A 19,383-nucleotide genomic window follows, 5' to 3' on the forward strand; every position below is an offset into this window, starting at 1 on the left:
GGGCGGGGGAACCGAAGCGGCCGTCAGGCGCCGTGCCCGTGCAGTCGCTTCTCCTCCGCGCGCGCCGGCGCCCCGTCCGCCTCGGTGCCGGCCGGTGTCCGGTCCGGATCGCGGAGGCTGATCTCCACGTGTCCGTCGACGACGCGCGTGTCGAAGGCGGGCTGGGGGGCGGTGGCGGGGCCGCGTACGTTCCAGCCGTCCGAGAGCCGGAAGACGCTGCCGTGCCAGGGGCACTCGACACAGCCGTCGGCGACCTTGCCCTCGGACAGCGGCCCAGCCAGATGGCTGCACCGCTCGGCCAGCGCGTGGACGGTGCCGCCGTCCTCGCGCACCACCAGGACCGGCACATCGTCCACGGTCCGCCGCACGGCTCGGCCGGCGGGGAACTCGTCCACGCCGCCGATCCGGTGCCAGCCCTCCCTGACGACGTGCGGGACCTCCTCGGCGTGGTTGGCGCCGGCGGCCTGGTGGTAGGCCAGGTGGCCGCCGAGCATGCCTCCCACGCCGACCGCCGTCAGCCCGAGGAAGCCGTACGTCCGCCCCGCACCGGCCCGTCCGGTGAGGCGGCAGAAGAGCGAGGCGCCGTACAGGCCCACGGCCGTCACGTTGGCCACGGCGTGCACCAGCCCCACCCGGGTCTGCTCACGACGGAGTTCGGCCCAGTCGACCGCGCCCGCCAGCGCGGCCGGAGCGGCCGCCGCCAGTCCGACGCCCACCAGGGCCCCGGCCTCCCGGGAACGGCCGGGCCACAGGTCCATGACCGCGGCCGACATCCAGCTGCCGATCGGCACCTGCACCATCAGCGGGTGCGCGGGATGGCCGAGCGGCTTGCCGTGCAGCGCGTCCCGCGCCCGGCCGAGCGGCAGGGCCCGCACGCGTCTGGTCAGCACGTCGATCACCCCGTCCGCCCTGGAATCGCGCTCCAGGGCTTCCAGCAGCGACAACATGCGGTTCTGTCCGGTGATGGGGTGGTCTGACCTTTTCCTCATGGGCGCAGGGTCCCCCCGGACGCGAAGGACAAACGGCGGACCCGGACACGGGGCGGTGTCCTCACCCGTGCGGCTGGAATACGGGGCCGTTCGGCCCGGGCCCCGCCGCCTGCGGGCGCGGACGTTCGCGGAGGACGGCTATTTTCCACGAGGGCTGCGATATCACCCGATTCATTACCGCCGGGACGTGAATCGTCGCTCCTGTGCCTGTCCGTGCCGCTGCCGAGTGAGGAACCTAATGGCGACCCACACCGAGCCGGTGGCTCCCGTCCCCACGCCCGAGCGGCAGGGGCGGGGCCACGTCGTGGTCACCTGGCTGACCACGACCGACCACAAGAAGATCGGCCACCTCTACCTGATCACGTCGTTCGGCTTCTTCCTGATCGGCGGAGCGCTGGCGATGGTGATGCGGGCGGAGCTGGCCCGGCCGGGTCTGCAGATCGTGTCGCCGGAGCAGTACAACCAGTCCTTCACGATGCACGGCACGATCATGCTGCTGCTCTTCGCCACCCCGACCTTCGCCGGGTTCGCCAACGCGATCATGCCGTTGCAGATCGGCTCCCCCGACGTCGCGTTCCCGCGGCTGAACATGTTCTCGTACTGGCTGTTCCTCTTCGGCGGGCTCATCGTGCTGAGCGGCTTCCTCACTCCCCAGGGCGCCGCCGACTTCGGCTGGACCGCCTATCCGCCGCTCAGCGGGGCGGAGCGCGCCCCCTACCTCGGCGCCAACCTGTGGATCCTGGGGCTGGCGCTGGCCGGTTTCGGCACCATCCTCGGGGCGGTCAACTTCATCACCACCATCATCGGGATGCGGGCCCCCGGCATGACCATGTTCCGGATGCCGATCTTCACGTGGAACATCCTGCTCACCTCGGTGCTCGTGCTGCTGGCCTTCCCCGTGCTGGCGGCCGCCCTGCTGGTGCTGGCGGCGGACCGGCTGTTCGGGGCGCAGGTGTTCGACGCGGCGAACGGCGGGCCGATCCTGTGGCAGCACCTGTTCTGGTTCTTCGGCCATCCCGAGGTCTACATCCTCGCCCTGCCGTTCTTCGGGGTGGTGACGGAGATCCTCCCGGTCTTCTCGCGCAAGCCGATCTTCGGCTACACGAGCCTGATCGGCGCCACCATCGCCATCACCGGCCTGTCCGTGACCGTCTGGGCGCACCACATGTTCGCCACCGGTGCCGTGCTGCTGCCGTTCTTCTCCTTCATGAGCTTCCTGATCGCCGTGCCGACCGGAGTGAAGTTCTTCAACTGGACCGGCACGATGTGGCGGGGGTCCCTGTCCTTCGAACCGCCGATGCTGTGGGCGGTCGGCTTCCTGGTCACCTTCCTCTTCGGCGGGCTGACCGGCGTCCTGCTCGCCTCTCCGCCCCTGGACTGGGAGGTCCACGACAGCTACTTTGTCGTGGCGCACTTCCACTACGTGCTCTTCGGCACGATCGTGTTCGCGATGTTCGGCGGCTTCAGCTTCTGGTGGCCCAAGATGACCGGCACCATGCTGAACCACCGGCTGGAGAAGATCCACTTCTGGACGCTGTTCGTCGGCTTCCACACCACTTTCCTGATCCAGCACTGGCTGGGCGCCGAGGGCATGCCCCGCCGGTACGCCGACTACCTCGCCGCCGACGGCTTCACCGCCCTCAACACGGTCTCCTCCATCGGCGCCTTCCTCCTCGGGCTGTCCACGCTGCCCTTCCTCTACAACGTCTGGAGGACGGCCCAGTACGGCACACGGATCGAGGTCGACGACCCCTGGGGGTACGGGCGTTCGCTGGAGTGGGCCACCTCGTGCCCGCCACCCCGCCACAACTTCGTCACCCTGCCGAGGATCCGGTCCGAGTCCCCCGCCTTCGACCTGCACCACCCCGCGCTCGCGAGCCTCGACCAGGCGGAGAACACCGGCCAGCGCGACGTCCTGGACACCGGAGGCCACAAGGGCGACCGGACGTGACGAGCGGTCACGCCCGCCGTCCGGACGCCGACGCCGCCACGGCCGTCGGGGACGAGGCGGAGGGTTTCCTGCTGGCGCGGTGGCACTGGACGGAAGCACGCCGTGAGGCGCGTGCCCTGTGCGACAGCCTCCCGTGGCTGACCAGCGCGCAGGCGGAGGACCTCACGCGCCACTACGTCGGCCACCGCGTCGCCCTGACCCGCCGGATGCTCGTCGCGACGGTCCAGCGGGCCGACGAGCTGCGCCGGGAGTACGAAGCCCGGTACCTCGAACTGCGGCGCAGCCTGCTCAGGCGCCACGCCGCCTGGGCGTCGGGCATGCTGGCGTGCACGGCCGGCGTCGGCGGCGCGCTCTGCACGTTGCTGCGCTAGAACGAGGGGGTGCCTGCCCCCAGGGCAGCAGGAACGGGAGACGGCGGCCGCGTCTCCGCGGCCGCCGGAACGAAACGGCGGCGCGCCCGGCCCGGCCGGGCGCCACGGAGTCAGTCCTTGCCCATGGCCTTGCGGACGGCGTCCTTGGTGCGGGCCATGAGCGCGGCGACCGGCCCGAGCACCATGTTCGCGGCCCCGGACTCGACGCCCGGGTGAGGGCGGGTGGGTGCCATGGCCTCGGCGGCCTTGATCGCCGCGGCCATCGAGGCGAGGCCGGCCGCGTCGGCGCTGCGCCGGATGTGCGTGAACTCGTAGCGTTCCTCGGCCCGGGCGTGCTCCTGCACGTCCTTGCGCAGCTTCAGCAGCTGGGGCATGAACTTCGGGTCGTCGGTGTCGGTGTCGTCGAGCGCGGCGAGGGTCTCCTTGGCCGCCTTCTCCTCGGCGAGCCGTTCCTCCACGACCTGCTCCCCGCCGGGGAGCGCGCGTCGGGCGAAGGGGTGGACGACCTCCTCCTCGGCGGTCTCGTGCACGGCCAGCAGCCGCACCAGGCGGCGGAACGCGTCGCGGCGCTCCTCGCCCCCGGCGGCCTCGACCTCGTCGAAGAGGTTGCGGATGTCGCCGTGCTGGCGCATCAGCAGAGCGACGACGTCGTCGTCCTGCGCCTTGTCGTCCCCGGCGTGCGGGGTGTGCAGCTCGGACATGTCGTTCCCTACTTCTCGCGCTGCGCGGGGTCGGGGTGCTCGCCCTCCGTCTGGACGCGGTACTCGCGGCCGAACATCGCGTCATGCTCGGTCATGACCTGGTCGCTCGGGGGAGCTTCGCCGCCGTGGATGTCCTCCTGCATCTTCGCGAACCGCTCGTGCGCCTCGCGTACGTAGCCGGCGCCGAGCGTCGTGAGGTCCATCTGCGTGTCCAACAGCTCCCGCAGGTAGGCCTTGTTCGGTTCGAAGGTCAGCACGTTGGGCAGCTCGGGGGCCAGCACCGAGGCGGGGTCGCGGCCGTCGTGCCTGCGCATGAGGTCGCAGGCGGCGTGCAGGTGCTCCAGCTCCACTCATCGGCCGGCCGGAAACCGGTGGCGGACCCGGCGGGCCCGTGGCGAGGATCGCGGCATGTCCCACTTCCTGGAGACCGGCCGGCTCGTCCTGCGCGCGTTCACGACGGCCGACATCGACCACCTGCTCGCCCTGGACAACGACCCCGAGGTCGTGCGCTTCATCAACGGAGGCCGCCCCACCAGCCGTGAGGCGATCGGGACGCGGGTCCTGCCGCGCCTCCTGCACGACTACCCGTGCTGGGAGACCCGCGGCTACTGGGCCGCGCAAGGGAGGACCACCGGCACCTTCCTGGGCTGGTTCGAGTTCCGGCCGTGGGACGAGCGCAGCCCCGCCGTCGTCGAACTCGGCTACCGCCTGCACCGGTCGGCATGGGGGCACGGCTACGCCACCGAGGGGTCCCGGGCCCTGATCCACAAGGGGTTCACGGACCTGGGGGTCGAGCGGGTCACGGCGAACACGATGGCCGTCAACACCCGTTCCCGCCGCGTCATGGAGAAGTCCGGCCTGTCCTTCGTCCGCGACTTCACCGGTGACTGGCCGGAACCGATCGAGGGCTCCGAACACGGCGAGGTCGAGTACGCACTCACCCGGAGCGAGTGGGAACAGCGATAGGCGCCGAGGACCCGGTCCGTTCGGACAGTGCCCGCGGGCCCGGCCGGGTGTGTGCGGGGCCTCCCCTGGGATACCTGGCTGCCGAACTGACCCACGTCCTCAGGAGGTTCCGGAACATGCAGGACCACGGCAGGGCCGAAAGCACCCGCCCGCAGAACGGCGTCGAGCCGAAACCGCCCTACCCCAGGCAGCGGCAGCAGCCCCCGGGGCTGGAGCGGGACATGCGCCCGCGGCCGCGCTACGAGGCGAAGCGCTATCGGGCGGCGGACAAGCTCCGCGGCAAGGTCGCGCTCATCACCGGCGGTGACTCGGGCATCGGCCGCGCCGTCGCGCTGCTGTACGCGCGTGAGGGCGCGGACGTGGCCATCGTCTACCTGCCCGAGGAGCAGCCGGACGCCGAGGAGACCCGCGACGCGGTGCGGGCCGCGGGGCAACGGTGCCTGCTCCTGCCCGGCGACCTGGCCGACGGCTCCTTCTGCCGGGAGGCGGTCGAGCGGACGGTGCGGGAGCTGGGCGGCCTGAACATCCTGGTGAACAACGCGGCCCACCTGAACAGCCAGACCGACCTCTCGCAGCTCCGCTTCGAGGACTGGGACAGGTCCTTCAAGGTCAACGTGTACGCCTACTACCACCTGGTGCAGGCCGCGCGCCCGCACCTCCGGGCGGGCGACGCGATCATCGCCACCGCCTCGGAGGAGGCCCTCAGGGGCAGCGACACCATGATCGACTACGGGGCGTCCAAGGCAGCGCTGGTCAACTTCACCAAGTCCATCGCCGAGCACCTCGCCAAGGACGGCATCCGCGCGAACGTGGTCGCGCCCGGTCCCACCTGGACGGTGCTGAACGTCGCCGACCCGAACATGCCGCAGGAGGGTCTGGCCCACCTGGGCAGCGAGGGTCCGCTCGGGCGGGTCGCACAGCCGGAGGAGATCGCGCCGGTGTACGTGTACCTGGCCTCCGAGGCCGACTCCAGCTTCACCGTCGGCGAGGTCATCGCCGTCACCGGCGGCATCAACACCACCGACTGACCCGGGCAGTACGGCTGATGCCCCGCCTCGTGCGGCCGGTGGCTCTGACGTCACGGGCGGTGGTACATCCGGCAGGGCCGGAGCCGATGATGACGACGTCGCGTATCCCGCTCACGCCGTCGCCTCCGGCTTCGCCGGGGCGATCTCGGCGATCAGGCCCTCGACCAGGTTCCTGATCTCGTCGCGGATCAGGCGCACGGCCTCGACGCCCTGGCCGGCCGGGTCGTCGAGCTTCCAGTCGAGGTAGCGCTTGCCGGGGAAGACGGGGCAGGTGTCGCCGCAGCCCATGGTGACGCAGACGTCCGACTCGCGGACCGCGTCGACGGTGAGGATCTTCGGCGTCTCCTCGGAGATGTCGATGCCGACCTCGGCCATCGCCTCGACGGCGGCCGGGTTGACCTGATCGCCGGGGGCGGAGCCGGCGGAGCGGACCTCGACGCGGTCGCCGGCCAGGTGGGTCAGCCAGGCGGCGGCCATCTGGGAGCGACCGGCGTTGTGGACGCAGACGAACAGGACGGACGGCTTGTCGGCCATGGTGGTCGTTCTCTCTCGTCGCACGGCGGGATCCAGCCGCCAATGACTTCAGCCCCTGCTGATGTCGGCAAGTGGTGATGTGAGAATATCAGTGCATGCTGACTTCAGTCGATCCTGATGTGATCCGGGTGCTGGGTGATCCGCTCCGTCTTCGGATCGTGACTCTGCTGGCGCGCGAGACCCTCTGCACGACGCACCTGGTCGAGGAGACCGGAGCCAAGCAGACCAACCTCTCCAACCACATGAAGGTGCTGCGCGAGGCCGGGATCGTGGAGACCGAGCCCTGCGGCCGCTACACCTACTACAAGCTCAGGCCCGAGGTCCTGGCCGGCCTGTCGGAGCAGTTCGCCGAACTCGCCGCCTCCGCCCGTACCGCCGCCGAGAACAAGAGGGCCTGCCCGTGACCTCCGCCGAGCCCACCACCTCCGTGCGGACCGAGGGCGGCGACGACTCGATCGTCAGGAAGCTCTCCACCTTCGACCGCTACCTGGCGGTCTGGATCCTCATCGCCATGGCCGTCGGCCTCGGGCTCGGACGGGCCGTCCCCGGGCTGAACGACGCGCTGGCGAAGGTGGAGCTCGGCGGTGTCTCCCTGCCGATCGCGCTCGGCCTGCTGATCATGATGTACCCGGTCCTTGCCAAGGTCCGCTACGACCGGCTGGACGCCGTCACCGGCGACCGGAAGCTGATGATCTCCTCCCTGGTCATCAACTGGCTCCTCGGGCCCGCGGTGATGTTCGCCCTGGCATGGATCTTCCTGCCGGACCTGCCCGAATACCGCACCGGCCTGATCATCGTGGGCCTGGCCCGCTGCATCGCCATGGTGATCATCTGGAACGACCTCGCCTGCGGCGACCGCGAGGCCGCGGCCGTGCTCGTCGCGCTGAACTCGGTCTTCCAGGTCCTGGCGTTCGGTCTGCTGGGCTGGTTCTACCTCGACCTGCTGCCCGGCTGGCTCGGCCTCGGCGACGGCGAGCACCTGGACATCTCGATGTGGGAGATCGCCCTGAACGTGGTCATCTTCCTCGGCGTCCCGCTGCTGGCCGGCTTCCTGACCCGCCGGGTCGGTGAGCGGAAGATGGGCCGTGAGGGCTACGAACAGCGTTTCCTGCCGAAGATCGGGCCGTGGGCGCTGTACGGGCTGCTGTTCACGATCGTCATCCTCTTCGCCCTGCAGGGCAGGACCATCACCTCCCAGCCCCTGGACGTCGCCCGGATCGCCCTGCCGCTGCTCGTCTACTTCGCGGTCATGTTCTTCGGCACCTTCCTGCTCGGCAAGGGCCTGGGGCTCGCCTACGACCGCACCGCCACGCTGGCGTTCACCGCGGCGGGCAACAACTTCGAGCTGGCCATCGCGGTCGCCATCGCCACCTTCGGTGTCACCTCCGGCCAGGCACTGTCCGGAGTCGTAGGCCCGCTCATAGAAGTCCCGGTGCTGATCGGTCTGGTCCACGTCGCGCTGGCCTGGCGAAGGAAGTTCGCCGCCGGCACGGTGACGACGGCGCCGTGACGCAGCACACGGATGGGGTGGTGGTCGGCGGCGGCCAGGCCGGGCTCGCCCTGAGGCTGCCGCTCACACCGCGGCGGCCACCCGGGGAATGCCCGGCTTCGTCCGTCGGCAGGCGCTGCCGCCCGTCCGGCTGCGACGCCTGACCGGACCCGGCTCGGGCGCCGGTCAGGCGCGCAGGTCGAGCATGGCGGCCATGGCCGCCACCACGGACGGGGCGACCTGGTAGTAGACCCAGGTGCCGCGCCGTTCGGAGGTCAGCAGGCCGGCCTCGCGCAGCTTCTTGAGGTGGTGGGAGACGGTCGGCTGGGAGACGCCGACGTCCGCGATGTCGCACACGCACGCCTCTCCGCCCGGGTGTGAGGCGATCTTGGAGAACAGCCGCAGGCGCACCGGGTCCGAGAGTGCCTTGAACATGGCGGCCATCTTCTCCGCGTCGGCCTGTGACAGCTCCCCGGCGGTGATCGGCGGACAGCACGGCACCGCGTCTCCGTCCTGCAGGACGGGCAGTTCCGCGACCTCTGAATTCGACATGCGTCTATGTTGACACTCGTCGATACGGGTGGCAAGCTCCGAGGCGAGGAGAGACATCGACAGGCATCGAATCAGGGAGTCGTCGTGACCACCACCCTCCGTACCGTGCTCACCGCGGCCCGGGCCCGCCGTGCCACCCGCCACCTGGCCGGTGTCAGCTTCTGCGACGGCTGCGCCCAGGTCAGCGACAGCGCGTCCCGCGCGACAGACCGCCGGCGGCAGGCTCGGACGACCGCCATCACCCACGCGCGCTGACCCCTTCACCCCAGAGGAGACCGAGCATCATGAGCATCCAGCAGCTCCCCGTCGTCGTCATCGGGGCCGGCCCCGCCGGACTGGCCGCAGCCGCCCACCTCATCGAGCGCGGCATCGAGCCCCTCGTTCTCGAAGCGGGCGACAAGGCCGGCGCGGCCGTGCGTGAGTGGAGCCACGTGCGTCTGTTCTCCACCTGGGGTGAGGTCGTCGACCCGGCCGCCGAGAAGTTCCTGGCCCCTACCGGCTGGACCCGGCCCGACCCGGCGACGTATCCGTCCGGCGGCGACTGGGCCGAGCAGTACCTGCAGCCGCTCGCCGATGCCCTCGGGGACAAGGTCCGCACCGGCGCCACCGTCACGGGTGTCTCCCGGGAGGGCCGTGACCGGATCGTCGACGCCGACCGGGAACAGCAGCCCTTCGTCGTGCACGTCGAGTACACCGACGGCCGAGAGGAGCGCATCCTCGCCCGCACGGTGATCGACGCCTCCGGCACCTGGGCCACGGCCGGCCCGGCCGGTGGCAGCGGCCTGCCCGCGCTCGGTGAGAAGGCGGCGGCCGACCGGATCACCTACCGTGTGCCGGACCTGAGGAACCCGGCCGTCCGTGCCCGGTACGCGGGCAAGCGCACGGCCGTCATCGGTTCGGGCGCGTCCGCGTTCACCGCGCTCGCATACCTCGACGAACTGGCCGAGTCCGAGGACGGTACGGGGACGCACGCGGTGTGGGTCCTGCGCCGAGGCATCTCCGGCTCCACCTTCGGCGGCGGTACCGCCGACCAGCTCCCCGCCCGCGGGGCCCTCGGGCTCGCCGCGAAGGCCGCCGTCGACAAGGGGCACGCGGACGCGGTGACCGGCTTCCGCACCGAGGCGTTCGAACGCGACAACGACGGACGCCTCGTCCTCCTCGGCGAGGACGGACGCCGTCTGGACGCGGTGGACGAGGTGATCGTGCTGACCGGGTTCCGCCCCGATCTGACGTTCCTGGACGAGCTGCGCCTCGGCCTGGACGAGCGCCTCCAGGCACCGGTGGCACTCGCCCCGCTGATCGACCCCAACCAGCACTCCTGCGGCACCGTCTACCCCCACGGGCACCGCGAGCTCTCCCACCCCGAGCAGGGGATCTACCTGGTCGGCATGAAGTCCTACGGCCGCGCCCCCACCTTCCTGGCCATGACCGGGTACGAGCAGGTCCGCTCCGTCGCCGCGGCCATCGCCGGCGATCTCGACTCCGCCGACCGCGTCGAACTCACGCTTCCGGAGACCGGCGTCTGCGGCGGCGCGGGCCTGTTCGACACCCCCGACGCCCAACAGACCGACGGCGGCGGCTGCTGCGCCGCACCGGAACCCCGGCTCGTCCAGCTCGCCGCGCCCGCGACCGTGGGCGTCACCGCCGAGGGCGCTTCGGCGGGCGGTTGCTGCGGCTCGTGACCGGCCTCGACACCCGCGGCAGCGGGGCCGCGACCGGAACAGGGGACCGGTCGCGGCCCCGCGCCGCTCTACCTGCCCTCTGTCTGACGCGGCACCTTCTGCCGTCCAGCGGGACCCGCATCCGCAAGGCGGTCGACGACGCCTTCCCGGGAGCGGAGCCCCCAGGACGCCGGTGAGTCCCAGGGCGCATCACCAGCCCCAGCAGAACCAATGTGCCCCGGCCGCCTGACGGCCCCTCCCCGGCACGCAGAAGGGCGAGGCCCGAAGACCCCGCCCAACACCAGTGAAATCGCGGCTCAGGGCCACACCAGGCAGTACGGCTGATGCCCCGCCTCATGCAGCCGGTGTGAGAAGTCCTGCCACTCGTGCAGCAGCTGGTACACGTTGAACGCGTCCCGCGGGCCGCCCCGGTCCGGGACCGTCGACCAGATGAAGGCCGCCGCGCCGACCGCCTCCTCGCCGATGCCGCGCAGCGGGTCGACGACGGTCATCGGCAGCTTCACCACCGCGTAGTCGGGGTGCAGGACGACCAGTTCCAGCGGGGGCACCTTGTGCAGGGGCACGCCCTCGATGCCGGTGAGGACCATCGCCGCCATGGTCTCCGGCTTGATCTTGGTGAACATGCCGTTCATTCCGAGCTCGTCGCCGCCGAGTTCCTCGGGGCGCATCGAGATCGGGACGCGGGCCGCGGTCGCGCCGTCGGGCGCGCCGAAATACTTGTACGTCACCCCCACCCGACCACCATTCCCGCTCCCCGCCCCGAGCCGGCCGCCCCGTCGGTCGGTCCGGTCGGGCTCGCTCGGCGCACCGTGTGCCTGACGTGTCTCGCGTGCTTCGGCCGTACCCTCCGCGTCGCGTCGGTGCCTTCCCCGCCGGGCACGTCGAGGACCCAGGTCGTCGGTCCCCTCGCCCAGTCCGCCACCGCGATGCATATCTCCACCCGACTGCTTTTCTAGGACGCGTGACCCCCGCCGCGCAACCCGATCATCGTGTCAGTGACCTCCCCCACGGCCGCGCGCCGAAACGTGCGGTGAACATATGGGCGTCATCCGGCCGTCATATGCCCGCGGGAGCCCGGCCGCCCCTGTCCGCGCCGCCCGCATGAACTGCGTGGACGGGCTCCAGTCTGGCAGACGGCGCGGCGTTCGGGCGGGTTGTCTACCCTGAATGAGGTCACCCTGGGCAACCAGAGCCGGAGCAGGGTCCGAGAAGTCGGAGAAGGTCGAGAAGGTCGGAGAAGTCGCAGGTCATGAGCGAACTGGCATATCCATATGAAGCACCGGCCTCGCAGGCTCTGTTCGACCGCGCGGCGGTCGTCACGCCCGGTGGTGTGAACTCGCCGGTCCGGGCGTTCGGCGCCGTCGGCGGCACCCCCCGGTTCATGGTGTCCGGCACCGGGCCGTACCTGACGGACGCGGACGGGCGGGAGTACGTCGACCTCGTCTGCTCCTGGGGTCCGATGATCCTCGGGCACGCGCACCCCGAGGTGGTCGCCGCCGTGCGGGAGGCGGTCGCGCGCGGGACGTCCTTCGGCACGCCCGCCGAGGGCGAGGTCGCCCTCGCGGAGGCGATGGTCGAGCGGGTCGCGCCGCTCGAGCAGGTGCGGCTCGTGTCCAGCGGGACCGAGGCCACCATGTCGGCCATCCGGCTCGCCCGCGGGTTCACACGGCGCACCAAGGTGATCAAGTTCGCCGGGTGCTACCACGGCCACGTCGACTCGCTGCTCGCCGCGGCGGGCTCCGGCGTCGCCACGTTCGCGCTGCCCGACACCCCGGGCGTCACCGGCGCGCAGGCGAGCGACACGATCGTCCTGCCGTACAACGACCTCGACGCCGTGCACGCCGCCTTCGCCGCCCACCCCGGTGAGATCGCCTGCGTGATCACCGAGGCGTCGCCCGGCAACATGGGCGTCGTGCCGCCGCTGCCCGGCTTCAACCAGGGGCTCAAGGACGCCTGCGCCGCGAACGGCGCGCTGTTCGTCTCCGACGAGGTGATGACCGGCTTCCGCACCAGCAGGGCCGGCTGGTACGGCGTCGAGGGCGTCGTCCCCGACCTGATGACCTTCGGCAAGGTCATGGGCGGTGGGTTCCCCGCCGCCGCGTTCGGCGGGCGCGCCGACGTCATGGCGCACCTCGCCCCGGCCGGGCCCGTCTACCAGGCCGGCACCCTGTCCGGGAACCCGGTCGCCACCGCCGCCGGCCTCGCCCAGCTGCGGCTCCTCGACGACGCGGCGTACACCAAGGTCGACGCGGTGTCGGAGCAGATCCAGGGCCTCGTCACCGAGGCGCTGGCCAAGGAGGGCGTCGCGCACACGGTGCAGACCGCCTCCAACATGTTCTCCGTCTTCTTCACCGACGGCCCCGTGCGGAACTACGAGGACGCCAAGGCGCAGGAGTCCTTCCGCTTCACCGCGTTCTTCCACTCGCTGCTCGCGAACGGCGTCTACCTGCCGCCGTCCTCCTTCGAGTCCTGGTTCGTGTCCACGGCCCACGACGAGCGGGCCGTCCAGCGCATCGCCGACGCCCTCCCGGCGGCGGCCCGCGCGGCCGCGGAGGCGACCGCGTGAGCGCCGGGGACCGGAACGACGAGCTGACCGTCGTCCACGTGATGCGGCACGGCGAGGTCGAGAACCCGACCGGCGTGCTCTACGGCCGGCTGCCCGGCTACCACCTCTCCGAGCTGGGCCGGCGCATGGCCGACCGGGTCGCCGAGCACCTCGCCCCCCGCGACGTCACCTACGTCGTGGCCTCCCCGCTGGAGCGGGCGCAGGAGACGGCGACGCCGATCGCCAAGGCGCACGGTCTGGACCTCGGCACCGACGAGCGGCTCATCGAGGCCGAGAACGTCTTCCAGGGCAAGACCTTCGGCATCGGCGACGGCGCGCTGCGCCGGCCCGCCAACTGGAAGCACGTCGTCAACCCGTTCAAGCCGTCCTGGGGCGAGCCGTACGTCGACCAGGTGGTGCGGATGATGGGCGCGCTGAACGCCGCCAAGGACCAGGCGCGCGGCCACGAGGCCGTCGTCGTCAGCCACCAGCTGCCGATCTGGATCCTGCGGTCGTACGTCGAGCGGCGGCGGCTGTGGCACGACCCGCGCAAGCGGCAGTGCACGCTGGCCTCCCTGACGACGTTCACGTTCCGGGGCGACCGGATCGTGTCCGTGGGCTACACCGAGCCCGCCCGTGACCTCGTCCCGGCCCACCTCCTCGCGGGGGCCAAGCCGGTGAAGGGGCAGGGCAAGGCCTTCGGGGCCTGAGGGACACACAAGCCCGCGCCGCGCGAACCTCGTTACGGAATCCGCACACATATCCGGAACCGGCCCGTTCGTCGCATCCTCTGACCGAGTGACCACCAGAGGACGTGACGAACGAGGTTGCGATGCGCACTTCCACCCGCACTCTCACCCGCAGGGGGATGCTCGGACTCGGCGCGGGCGCCGCGGCGGCCGCCGGGCTCGCGGGCTGCGGCTCCCACCCATCGACGGACGGCTCGCACCAGGCCGGCGGTTCCGGCGGGCGCCCCTCGCCGTCCCGGAGCAGCGCGCCCCCGGCGCGCCCCATCGGCGACGGCTCCACGTCGTACACCGGGAAGCAGCCGCATCAGCCCGACGCGCCCGTGCCGCTGGAGCCCGGTGAGACCCCGCCGCAGTTCGTCGTCTTCTCCTGGGACGGCGCGGGCGAGGTCGGCAACGGGCTCTTCCCGCGCTTCCTCGACCTCGCCCGGAAGCACGGCGCGCACATGACCTTCTTCCTCTCGGGGCTGTACCTGCTGCCCGAGTCGAAGAAGCGCCTCTACGACCCGCCCAACAACCCGCGCGGCGCCTCGGACATCGGCTACCTCACCGACGCCCACATCAAGGAGACGCTGAAGAACGTCCGCCGGGCCTGGCTGGACGGCCACGAGATAGGCACCCACTTCAACGGCCACTTCTGCGGCGGCAGCGGCACGGTCGGCAACTGGACCCCGGCGCAGTGGCGCAGCGAGATCGACCAGGCCAAGTCCTTCGTGAAGGAGTGGCGGACCAACAGCGGCTGGACCGACCTGCCGTCGCTCCCCTTCGACTACGACAAGGAACTCGTCGGCGGCCGCACGCCCTGCCTGCTCGGCCAGGACAGCCTGCTGCCCACCGTCCGCGAGCTCGGCTGGCGTTACGACGCCTCCTCGCCCGGCGGCCGGCAGGTGTGGCCGGCGAAGAAGGACGGCATCTGGGACCTGCCGTTGCAGCAGATACCCTTCCCCGGCCACTCCTTCGAGGTGCTCTCGATGGACTACAACATCCTCGCCAACCAGTCGGTCAACTCGACCAAGGCCCCGCCCCACAACTACCCGGGCTGGCGCGACCAGGCCACCCAGTCGTACATATCGGGCTTCAGGCGGGCATACGAGTCGAACCGGGCACCGTTCTTCGTCGGCAACCACTTCGAGGAGTGGAACGGCGGCATCTACATGGACGCCGTCGAGAACGCACTCGAGCACATCGCGCGGGAGAAGGAGAAGGGCGGGGACATCCGGCTCGTCTCCTTCCGCCAGTTCACCGACTGGCTGGACGTGCAGAAGCCCGAGGTGCTCGCCAGGCTTCGTACGGTCGAGGTGGGGCAGCGGCCCGCCGGCGGCTGGAACGCCTTCCTCAAGGACACGTCCACCGGAGGCTCGACACCCACCGGAAACGCCGCCTGAAATGCGGGTTTCCGCCCGTGAGGGGGGTGCGCAAGATCCCCGGAACGGACATGCGAAACTTTTCACATGAGTGCCGCCAGCCGCGCCTTCCCGCGCTCGAACCGCACCGCCGCCCGCGTCCGCCGTCGCGCCGCCCTGACCACCGGTGCGGCCGTGGCCGCGCTGCTCGTGTCCGCGTGCGGCTCGGGAGGGACGTCCGGCGGTGGCGGCCAGACCGGCTTCATCACCGGCTCGGACGGCATCTCCACCGCCAAGGAAGGTGAGCGGGCGGACGCCCCCGAGCTGTCCGGCAAGACTGTCGACGGCGGGCAGGTCGACGTCGCCGACTACAAGGGCAAGATCGTCGTCATCAACGTGTGGGGCTCGTGGTGCGGGCCCTGCCGCGCCGAGGCCAAGAACCTGGAGACGGTCTACCGGGACACCAAGGACCAGGGCGTCCAGTTCGTCGGCATCAACACCCGGGACCCCTCCGTCGGTCCGGCCCGCGCCTTCGAGAAGGACTACGGGATCAGCTACCCGAGCCTGTACGACCCCACCGGCAAGATGATGCTCCGGTTCGAGAAGGGCACCCTCAACCCGCAGGCCATCCCGTCGACGCTCGTCATCGACCGGAACGGGAAGGTCGCCGCGCGCAGCCTCCAGGGGCTCAGCGAGGAGAAGCTGCGCAAGATGCTCGCGCCGTTCCTCGCGGAGAAGCCGGGGAAGTGACGTGACCGTGATGTCCACGCTCGCTGCGGACGGCTACAACGGCACGGTGCTCAACGGCGCCCTGCTGGTCGCCCTCCCCGTCGCGCTCCTCGGCGGTCTCGTCTCGTTCTTCTCGCCCTGCGTCCTGCCGCTCGTCCCCGGTTACCTCTCCTACGTGACCGGGGTCACCGGCACCGACCTCGGCGAGGCCCGGCGCGGCCGGATGGTCGCCGGCGCCTCCCTGTTCGTCCTCGGCTTCACCGCGGTGTTCGTCTCCGGCGGTGCGCTGTTCGGCTACTTCGGCGACACGCTCCAGGCCAACCGGGGCGTCCTGACCAAGGTCCTGGGCACCTTCATGGTGCTCATGGGCGTCTTCTTCATGGGCCTGATGCCCTGGCTGACCCAGCGCGAGTTCCGCTTCCATCGCAAGCCCGTGAGCGGCCTGGTCGGCGCGCCCGTGCTCGGTGCCCTGTTCGGCATCGGCTGGACGCCCTGCATCGGCCCGACCCTCTCCTCGGTGCTGGTGCTCTCCTCCCAGCAGGGCACCGCCGGCCGCGGCGCCATACTGACCGTGGCCTACTGCCTCGGCCTCGGCGTGCCGTTCGTCCTCGCCGCGGTCGCCTTCCGCAAGGCGCTCGGCGCCTTCGGCTGGGTCAAGCGTCACTACGTATGGGTGATGCGTGTCGGCGGCGTCATGATGATCGCGACCGGTCTGCTGCTGTTGACCGGCGTGTGGGACAGCATGGTGCAGGACATGCAGACCTGGTCCACCGGCTTCGACGTGGGAATCTGAATCGATGAGCAGCACTGAGAAAACGGTGCCGGGGGAAACTCCCGTGGCCGGCGACGACCAGGACCTCGGCGCCGCCGGCTCCCAGCTCTCCACCGCCCCCCAGGAGGAGGCACCGAACCTTCCCGCCCTCGGCGTCGTCGGCTGGGTCCGCTGGTTCTGGCGGCAGCTCACGTCGATGCGGGTGGCGCTGCTGCTGCTCCTGCTGCTGTCGCTGGGCGCGATCCCCGGGTCGCTGATCCCCCAGGAGGGCGTCGACGCCACCAAGGTCGACGACTTTCGCGAGCGGCATGACCTCCTGGCGCCGCTCTACGACAAGCTCGGCCTCTTCCACGTCTACGGCTCGGTGTGGTTCTCCGCGATCTACATCCTGCTGTTCGTCTCCCTCATCGGGTGCATCGTCCCGCGCACCTGGCAGTTCGTGGGCCAGCTCCGCGGCCGCCCGCCCGGTGCCCCCCGGCGCCTGAACCGGCTGCCCGCCCACACCACGTGGCGCACCGGCGCCGAGCCCGACGAGGTCCGCGAGGCCGCGCTCGCGCTGCTGAAGAAGCGCCGCTTCCGCGCCCACGTCGTCGGCGACGCGGTGGCCGCCGAGAAGGGATACGTGCGCGAGGCCGGCAACCTGGCCTTCCACATCGCGCTGATCGTGATGCTGATCGCCTTCGCCTGGGGCCAGCTGTTCAAGTACGAGGGCAACAAGCTGATCCTGGAGGGCGACGGCTTCTCCAACACCCTCACGCAGTACGACGACTTCAAGTCCGGCAACCTGTTCGACGCGGACCACGACCTGGCGCCCTTCAGCTTCACCCTGAAGGACTTCCACGGCACCTACGAGGCGACCGGCCCCAACCGCGGCACCCCCCGCGTCTACGAGGCCAAGGTCACCTACAGCGAGGGCGCCTACGGCAAGGACAGGCCGACCACCATCAAGGTCAACGAGCCCCTGGAGATCGACGGCTCGAAGGTCTACCTCACCGCCCACGGCTACGCGCCCGTCCTCACCGTCAAGGACGCCGAGGGCAACGTCGTCATGGACCGCGAGGCGACCGCGCTGCTGCCGCTGGACTCCAACGTCACCTCCTCCGGCGCCGTCATGGTCCGCGACGGCTACCGCAACACCGAGGGCGTCAAGGAGCAGCTCGGCTTCAACGCGTTCTTCCTGCCGACGTACGGCGGCAAGGGGAGCGCGATGTACTCCACCTTCCCGGCGCTGCTCAACCCGATGCTCGCGCTGTCCGCCTACCACGGCGACCTCGGTGTCGACGCGGGCTTCCCGAAGAGCATCTACCAGCTCGACAAGACCAAGCTGAAGGAGTTCAAGGACTCCGACGGTGAGCTGTTCAAGAAGCAACTCAAGGTCGGCGACACCATGGCCCTGCCGAACGGCGCCGGCACCGTGACCTTCGACGGCGTCCAGGAATGGGCCAACTTCCAGGTCACCCGGCAGCCCGCCAGCGGCTGGGCGCTCGGCGGTGCCGTCGTCGCCATCCTCGGACTCGCCGGCTCCCTGTTCATCCAGCGCCGCCGCGTCTGGGTGCGGGCCGTCCGCGGCGCCGACGGCGTCACGGTCGTCGAGATGGCCGGCCTCGGCCGCAGCGAGTCCGCGAAGGTGCCCGAGGAACTCGGCGAGCTGGCCGGGATCCTTTACGAGCAGGCGCCCGGTGCCCCGGACGCCGAAGCCGGTCCCGAAACCCCCGATCCCCGAGTCGTACCTGCCGAAGGGGCTGAGAAGTGACTCTCGCCGCCGCAACAGAGTTGGCCGTCGCGGCCAACGAGCATCTCGCGAACCTGAGCAACACGCTGATCTACTCCGCGATGGCCGTCTACACCCTGGCCTTCTTCGCCCACATCGCCGAGTGGCTCTTCGGCAGCCGCAGCAAGGTCGGCCGCACGGCCGCCGCGCTCACCGCCACGGCCGAGGCGAAGGACGCACCGGCCGTCACGGTGAAGAGGGCCGGCGGCACCGCCGTCCTGGAGCGCCCGAAGGTCGTCGTGCGGGCCGCCTCCGGCTCCCGCGACGTGCCCGACGGGCCGGGTGCCCACGGCGGCACGGAGAAGGGCGACCTCTACGGCCGCATCGCCGTCTCGCTCACCGTGCTCGCCTTCGCCATCGAGGCCGGCGGCGTGCTCGCGCGGGCCCTGTCGGTGAAGCGGGCGCCGTGGGGCAACATGTACGAGTTCAACATCACGTTCACGACGGTCGCCGTCGGCGTGTACCTCGTGCTGCTCGCGCTGAAGAAGAACATCCGCTGGCTCGGCCTGCCGCTGGCCACCACGGTCCTGCTGGACCTCGGTCTGGCCGTCACCGTCCTGTACACCGCGAGCGACCAGCTCGTCCCGGCACTGCACTCGTACTGGCTGTACATCCACGTCTCGACGGCGATCTTCTGCGGTGCGGTCTTCTACGTCGGTGCCGTCGCCACGATCCTGTACCTGTTCAAGGACTCGTTCGAGAACAAGCTCGCGACCGGCGGCACTCCCGGCCGCTTCGCCAACTCCGTCCTGGACCGGCTGCCCGCCGCCGCGTCCCTCGACAAGTTCGCGTACCGCGTCAACGCCGCCGTCTTCCCGCTGTGGACGTTCACGATCATCGCGGGCGCCATCTGGGCGGGCGACGCCTGGGGCCGCTACTGGGGCTGGGACCCCAAGGAGGTCTGGTCCTTCATCACCTGGGTCGCCTACGCCTGCTACCTGCACGCCCGCGCGACGGCCGGCTGGAAGGGCCGCAAGGCCGCCTACCTGGCCCTGGCGGCGTTCGCCTGCTGGCTGTTCAACTACTACGGCGTGAACATCTTCGTCTCCGGCAAGCACTCCTACGCCGACGTCGGCCTCGGCATGCTCCAGTCGGCCGGCTTCTGACCCCACCCGCCGAAGGCCGGCCCCCGCGACGTGGATCGCAGGAGCCGGCCTTCGTCACACCCGCCCGCGAACCCGCCCCGGGCCCCCACGAGGAGGCCGTGACAAGGG

Annotated in this window: 20 protein-coding genes and 1 pseudogene; 15 read left to right on the forward strand and 6 right to left on the reverse strand. The window is 70.9% G+C overall.

What is annotated here, in order from left to right:
- Positions 1 to 23: 23 nt before the first annotated feature.
- The gene (locus tag AC0VYN_RS02340; RefSeq protein ID WP_475534570.1) at positions 24 to 989 is read right to left on the reverse strand and encodes a Rieske (2Fe-2S) protein; all 966 of its coding nucleotides are present in this window, start codon (positions 987 to 989) and stop codon (positions 24 to 26) included.
- A 238-nt stretch (positions 990 to 1,227) separates the two neighbouring features.
- On the opposite strand from AC0VYN_RS02340, the gene ctaD reads away from it, so the two are divergent.
- Both ctaD and AC0VYN_RS02350 read left to right on the forward strand, forming a co-directional pair.
- Positions 1,228 to 2,940 (forward strand): aa3-type cytochrome oxidase subunit I, encoded by a 1,713-nt coding sequence (ctaD, locus tag AC0VYN_RS02345; RefSeq protein WP_475534571.1) that lies wholly within the window; start codon positions 1,228 to 1,230, stop codon positions 2,938 to 2,940.
- On the forward strand, positions 2,937 to 3,311 hold the full coding sequence (locus tag AC0VYN_RS02350; RefSeq protein WP_475534572.1) for a hypothetical protein: 375 nt from the start codon (positions 2,937 to 2,939) through the stop codon (positions 3,309 to 3,311). Before ctaD ends, AC0VYN_RS02350 begins: the two co-directional genes overlap by 4 nt.
- A 110-nt stretch (positions 3,312 to 3,421) precedes the next feature.
- On the opposite strand, the gene AC0VYN_RS02355 is transcribed toward AC0VYN_RS02350, so the two are convergent.
- Positions 3,422 to 4,012, reverse strand: coding sequence for a hemerythrin domain-containing protein (locus AC0VYN_RS02355; protein ID WP_475534573.1), 591 nt, complete (start codon positions 4,010 to 4,012; stop codon positions 3,422 to 3,424).
- 8 nt (positions 4,013 to 4,020) lie between these two features.
- Positions 4,021 to 4,362: pseudogene (locus AC0VYN_RS02360) on the reverse strand (hypothetical protein); the annotation flags it as partial.
- A 58-nt stretch (positions 4,363 to 4,420) separates the two neighbouring features.
- Here AC0VYN_RS02360 and AC0VYN_RS02365 point away from each other — a divergent pair.
- Together AC0VYN_RS02365 and AC0VYN_RS02370 are read left to right on the forward strand one after the other, a co-directional pair.
- The gene (locus AC0VYN_RS02365; RefSeq protein ID WP_475534574.1) at positions 4,421 to 4,978 is read left to right on the forward strand and encodes a GNAT family N-acetyltransferase; all 558 of its coding nucleotides are present in this window, start codon (positions 4,421 to 4,423) and stop codon (positions 4,976 to 4,978) included.
- A gap of 116 nt (positions 4,979 to 5,094) precedes the next feature.
- Positions 5,095 to 6,006: an SDR family oxidoreductase gene (locus AC0VYN_RS02370; protein WP_475534575.1), complete on the forward strand. Its 912-nt coding sequence runs from the start codon at positions 5,095 to 5,097 to the stop codon at positions 6,004 to 6,006.
- A gap of 111 nt (positions 6,007 to 6,117) precedes the next feature.
- Here the strand turns inward: AC0VYN_RS02370 and AC0VYN_RS02375 are convergent, their stop codons facing one another.
- Positions 6,118 to 6,540: an arsenate reductase ArsC gene (locus tag AC0VYN_RS02375; protein ID WP_475534576.1), complete on the reverse strand. Its 423-nt coding sequence runs from the start codon at positions 6,538 to 6,540 to the stop codon at positions 6,118 to 6,120.
- Between the two features lie 95 nt (positions 6,541 to 6,635).
- On the opposite strand from AC0VYN_RS02375, the gene AC0VYN_RS02380 reads away from it, so the two are divergent.
- Together AC0VYN_RS02380 and arsB are read left to right on the forward strand one after the other, a co-directional pair.
- Positions 6,636 to 6,944: an ArsR/SmtB family transcription factor gene (locus AC0VYN_RS02380; protein WP_475534577.1), complete on the forward strand. Its 309-nt coding sequence runs from the start codon at positions 6,636 to 6,638 to the stop codon at positions 6,942 to 6,944.
- A complete protein-coding gene (arsB, locus tag AC0VYN_RS02385) occupies positions 6,941 to 8,050 on the forward strand; it encodes an ACR3 family arsenite efflux transporter (RefSeq protein ID WP_475534578.1) in 1,110 nt (369 codons plus the stop codon). Before AC0VYN_RS02380 ends, arsB begins: the two co-directional genes overlap by 4 nt.
- A 165-nt stretch (positions 8,051 to 8,215) precedes the next feature.
- Here the strand turns inward: arsB and AC0VYN_RS02390 are convergent, their stop codons facing one another.
- The gene (locus AC0VYN_RS02390) at positions 8,216 to 8,581 is read right to left on the reverse strand and encodes an ArsR/SmtB family transcription factor (protein ID WP_475534579.1); all 366 of its coding nucleotides are present in this window, start codon (positions 8,579 to 8,581) and stop codon (positions 8,216 to 8,218) included.
- 84 nt (positions 8,582 to 8,665) lie between these two features.
- Between AC0VYN_RS02390 and AC0VYN_RS02395 the strand changes: the two genes are divergently transcribed.
- Both AC0VYN_RS02395 and AC0VYN_RS02400 read left to right on the forward strand, forming a co-directional pair.
- Positions 8,666 to 8,836 carry a hypothetical protein gene (locus AC0VYN_RS02395; RefSeq protein WP_475534580.1) on the forward strand — a complete coding sequence of 57 codons (171 nt, stop codon included), beginning with the start codon at positions 8,666 to 8,668 and terminating at the stop codon, positions 8,834 to 8,836.
- Between the two features lie 29 nt (positions 8,837 to 8,865).
- Complete coding sequence (locus tag AC0VYN_RS02400; protein WP_475534581.1) at positions 8,866 to 10,263, forward strand: NAD(P)-binding domain-containing protein; 1,398 nt, start codon at positions 8,866 to 8,868, stop codon at positions 10,261 to 10,263.
- Positions 10,264 to 10,559: 296 nt separating this feature from the next.
- On the opposite strand, the gene AC0VYN_RS02405 is transcribed toward AC0VYN_RS02400, so the two are convergent.
- Complete coding sequence (locus AC0VYN_RS02405) at positions 10,560 to 11,195, reverse strand: hypothetical protein (protein ID WP_385468585.1); 636 nt, start codon at positions 11,193 to 11,195, stop codon at positions 10,560 to 10,562.
- Positions 11,196 to 11,512: 317 nt separating this feature from the next.
- On the opposite strand from AC0VYN_RS02405, the gene hemL reads away from it, so the two are divergent.
- The 7 genes from hemL (at position 11,513) to ccsB (ending at position 19,275) form a co-directional block, all read left to right on the forward strand.
- On the forward strand, positions 11,513 to 12,829 hold the full coding sequence (gene hemL / locus AC0VYN_RS02410) for a glutamate-1-semialdehyde 2,1-aminomutase (RefSeq protein ID WP_475534582.1): 1,317 nt from the start codon (positions 11,513 to 11,515) through the stop codon (positions 12,827 to 12,829).
- 41 nt (positions 12,830 to 12,870) lie between these two features.
- The gene (locus AC0VYN_RS02415; protein WP_385468637.1) at positions 12,871 to 13,518 is read left to right on the forward strand and encodes a histidine phosphatase family protein; all 648 of its coding nucleotides are present in this window, start codon (positions 12,871 to 12,873) and stop codon (positions 13,516 to 13,518) included.
- 122 nt (positions 13,519 to 13,640) lie between these two features.
- Positions 13,641 to 14,939, forward strand: a complete 1,299-nt coding sequence (locus AC0VYN_RS02420) for a polysaccharide deacetylase family protein (RefSeq protein ID WP_475534583.1) — start codon at positions 13,641 to 13,643, stop codon at positions 14,937 to 14,939.
- Positions 14,940 to 15,005: 66 nt separating this feature from the next.
- Complete coding sequence (locus tag AC0VYN_RS02425; protein WP_475534584.1) at positions 15,006 to 15,647, forward strand: TlpA family protein disulfide reductase; 642 nt, start codon at positions 15,006 to 15,008, stop codon at positions 15,645 to 15,647.
- Between the two features lie 10 nt (positions 15,648 to 15,657).
- On the forward strand, positions 15,658 to 16,419 hold the full coding sequence (locus AC0VYN_RS02430) for a cytochrome c biogenesis CcdA family protein (RefSeq protein WP_475536801.1): 762 nt from the start codon (positions 15,658 to 15,660) through the stop codon (positions 16,417 to 16,419).
- A 4-nt stretch (positions 16,420 to 16,423) separates the two neighbouring features.
- Positions 16,424 to 18,151: a cytochrome c biogenesis protein ResB gene (resB, locus tag AC0VYN_RS02435; RefSeq protein ID WP_475534585.1), complete on the forward strand. Its 1,728-nt coding sequence runs from the start codon at positions 16,424 to 16,426 to the stop codon at positions 18,149 to 18,151.
- A complete protein-coding gene (gene ccsB, locus AC0VYN_RS02440) occupies positions 18,148 to 19,275 on the forward strand; it encodes a c-type cytochrome biogenesis protein CcsB (protein ID WP_475534586.1) in 1,128 nt (375 codons plus the stop codon). Before resB ends, ccsB begins: the two co-directional genes overlap by 4 nt.
- The last annotated feature ends 108 nt before the right edge of the window (positions 19,276 to 19,383 follow it).

The organism is Streptomyces sp. 63XJN7_1_ISO-PGPR-S23-121 (genome assembly GCF_056173025.1).